The organism is Coraliomargarita sinensis (assembly GCF_003185655.1).
Lineage (GTDB): Bacteria > Verrucomicrobiota > Verrucomicrobiia > Opitutales > Coraliomargaritaceae > Coraliomargarita_B > Coraliomargarita_B sinensis.
The window spans coordinates 1-2,629 of the sequence record NZ_QHJQ01000028.1 but is presented as its reverse complement, the minus strand read 5'-3'; the positions used below and the strand labels follow the sequence as shown (position 1 = coordinate 2,629).

At 43.1% G+C, this 2,629-nt stretch carries 4 protein-coding genes; all 4 read right to left on the bottom strand.

Going from position 1 to position 2,629, the window contains the following annotated elements:
- Positions 1–137: 137 nt before the first annotated feature.
- Positions 138–560 (bottom strand): hypothetical protein, encoded by a 423-nt coding sequence (locus DDZ13_RS15205; protein WP_110132315.1) that lies wholly within the window; start codon positions 558–560, stop codon positions 138–140.
- Positions 561–639: 79 nt separating this feature from the next.
- On the bottom strand, positions 640–1,383 hold the full coding sequence (locus DDZ13_RS15200) for a hypothetical protein (protein WP_146209407.1): 744 nt from the start codon (positions 1,381–1,383) through the stop codon (positions 640–642).
- A 55-nt stretch (positions 1,384–1,438) separates the two neighbouring features.
- Complete coding sequence (locus tag DDZ13_RS15195; protein WP_110132313.1) at positions 1,439–2,020, bottom strand: hypothetical protein; 582 nt, start codon at positions 2,018–2,020, stop codon at positions 1,439–1,441.
- 69 nt (positions 2,021–2,089) lie between these two features.
- Complete coding sequence (locus DDZ13_RS15190; RefSeq protein WP_110132312.1) at positions 2,090–2,425, bottom strand: hypothetical protein; 336 nt, start codon at positions 2,423–2,425, stop codon at positions 2,090–2,092.
- Positions 2,426–2,629 lie beyond the last annotated feature (204 nt).

Genomic DNA, 2,629 nt, shown 5'->3' with positions numbered 1-2,629 from the left:
TCTGAGAAATACATGCCTATAGGGCCATACTTTCGATACTTGAGATAAAACAGAGCTCCTATGCCTACAATGAAGAGGATTATGAGTATGGCGACCGGATGCATATTTTCTTTGGCGAACGATGAGGAGTAGCACGCCTATGGCGTTGCTACCTCCGCCTGGTTCGCTTTTTTCCATTCGCACGAGTAAAATGTCATGGTTTCCTCAATGCTTTCGTAATACCCTGGCGCCAGTAGGCCTCCATTAAATTCGATAAGAAAAAGGCCATCTGAATATTTGGTTATTTTACCCTCATATTTATTTCCACCGTGAACAAAAACTACATGTGGGAACTCTATCTTTAATCCCATTTTTGAGTCTGCGAAGGCCTGTACCATCTGATCTACGAGTAGCTTACTGAGCTCCTCTCCAAGCTCATGCTCATTAAGTTTCACGATTTCCTCTTGCTGGACCCTTATTTTTTTTAGGTCAGGTGAAAAGGTTCCGTTCAGAGTTGCTCCTACTGGTTCACTCGCTGTCAGCGTGATAGAAAAGAGTAGAGTTATTATCGCAGATTTCATTTTCTTAGCGAACGACTAGGATGAGCACGACATAGCGGCACCGCCGCTATGTCGTTGTCTCACTCCGCCTTGTTAGAATCTATTTATCCTTTTGCTCGTTAAAGGTCTGCTTGTTTTGACCTTTTTCATCTGCTTCCTTGATAATTCGACCCTGAGGCCACTGTGGGCGTTCAACTGGTTGGTTCGACGTCTGCTGCTGATTTGACTGATTATCTTTATCTTCTGACATAATTCTGACTTTCACCTCCTCCTTGATTTCTGTTGTGGATGGTTTGATGGAAAATTCTTTTTTCAATACTTGGTAGCCTGGAAATGAGCAAATAAGCAAAATAAGACCGATGAGCGAAAACCGAAGCGATGTAAACACGTTGCTGTATCTAGCAAGGTTTGAGAGGTGGTTCCTATGCGTGGCTTCACTATATTGCTTGATCAGATTCTCATAGAAAACTTCTTCCGTGTCTAAAGCTTCGGCTTTTTCGACTTTGGTGTTATATTCATCGCACTCGTTTAAGGCATCTTGGATCTCTTTAGGAGTCGGAATTGTCTCGTAATAAAAACGATGTATTAGCGTTTTTGTTAGGTAAATGATTGATATTGCGGTGAATAAAAAACCAAAGCTGAAAAAGAAGTAGAAAAGCAGATGGACTTCTCTGAATTCAACGAATTGGAAGTCTCGGAGAAAAAAAGCAAATAGATTACCGATCACCGTCAAAATGCCTAACGCAAGACCTACTTGCTGTAAGAGCTTATCTTTTCGCTCTAGTTCAAACGCGTAATAGTCCTTATGGAAATCAAACTGCCTCTTTTTAAATTCAGATGTCATTCTTTTTCTAACGTCGAGTAGTGGCGCGGCGTTAGCCGTTGCCACCTACGCCTAGTTATGGTTTTATTTGTTTAATAGAGTAGTCAGGCGTTGGGATGCCTAACCTGACGTATAGGAAATCATGAACAAGTGCTAATACGCCTTTTGCGCCCAATATTAGAAGGTCGATTGATCCGGGATCTTCAATTGGACCTTCGGTTAGGTGCGCGATACTTCTGTGCGCATGGGCAATCGTAATAACCAATGACCGTTCTGCGTCTTCTCTTCTGCCCGGATATTTAGAGAGCGCTTCTTCTTTCGTCACACGCTCAAGATGTCGACCATCATGCTGAAACATTTCGATCCCTATGTCTCCGGGCTTTCTCTTTTTTACTTCTTCAATAGTTCCATTTTTTAGATCAGCTCGCAACCCAAGGAATTCCAGAAGAACTCGACTATGGATAATTCCGGATTCCACGGTCGGATTAGTGATAGCTCTGTGATTACCTTTAATCCAGAGCTTACCTTCGATGTAGATCTCCATTTCTTTCGGATTCTCCCACGTCGACGTGCCGTCCAGCATTTTGATAAATGAATCGATTAAGGCTAAACGATAAGGGATGTGTTCGTTTAGATAGGCTTCCTGATCAAAATTCATTCTTTTTCCATAACGGTGAGGCCAGGCACCCAGCCTGACGGGTTCGAAGTCCTGTTGATTTTTAGAGTTTTACGGGCGGTTTATCGGGTTGTCCTGCTCCGGCTTGTTAGGTGTTAGTATCCATAGTATTAAGCCGATTCCGAAAGTAAAAAACGAAAGGGTTGTGATCGTGCTGGATACTCTTTCAGCCTCTTTGGTTTCTTTAATGTTTTGCTCGATCCCAAGCACGACAGCTGCTCTTTCTTTTTCTCCATACTTTGCTTTGAATTCAGCAGTGCTCATTTCTTCAATTTTCTGAAGCAGTCCTTCTATTTTCGATGATGGAGTGAATGGCTGGAATATCATTGAAAAGATGAGGCCAGCTGCTCCCGCAAAAATTAGCAGTCTGCTGGTTAGTTTCTTCATTCTCTTTGCCTAACGTAGAGGATGAGCGCGACATGGAGGCGGAGCCGTAATGTCGTTGTCTCACTCCGACTTGTTAGTGATGTGTCCTGAGAAAACTGGACATGGGATTCTCTTAAAAAGAGGATCCAACCATGAAGAGACAACGCTATACTGCCGAGTTCAAACAGGAGGCAGTCAAACTGATATTAATCGACGGGACCCCGG

Bases quoted from the DNA above. Each gene is read 5' to 3' on its own strand.
- DDZ13_RS15205 (WP_110132315.1), bottom strand. From the start codon at position 560: ATGAAATCTGCGATAATAACTCTACTCTTTTCTATCACGCTGACAGCG.
- DDZ13_RS15200 (WP_146209407.1), bottom strand. From the start codon at position 1,383: ATGACATCTGAATTTAAAAAGAGGCAGTTTGATTTCCATAAGGACTAT.
- DDZ13_RS15195 (WP_110132313.1), bottom strand. From the start codon at position 2,020: ATGAATTTTGATCAGGAAGCCTATCTAAACGAACACATCCCTTATCGT.
- DDZ13_RS15190 (WP_110132312.1), bottom strand. From the start codon at position 2,425: ATGAAGAAACTAACCAGCAGACTGCTAATTTTTGCGGGAGCAGCTGGC.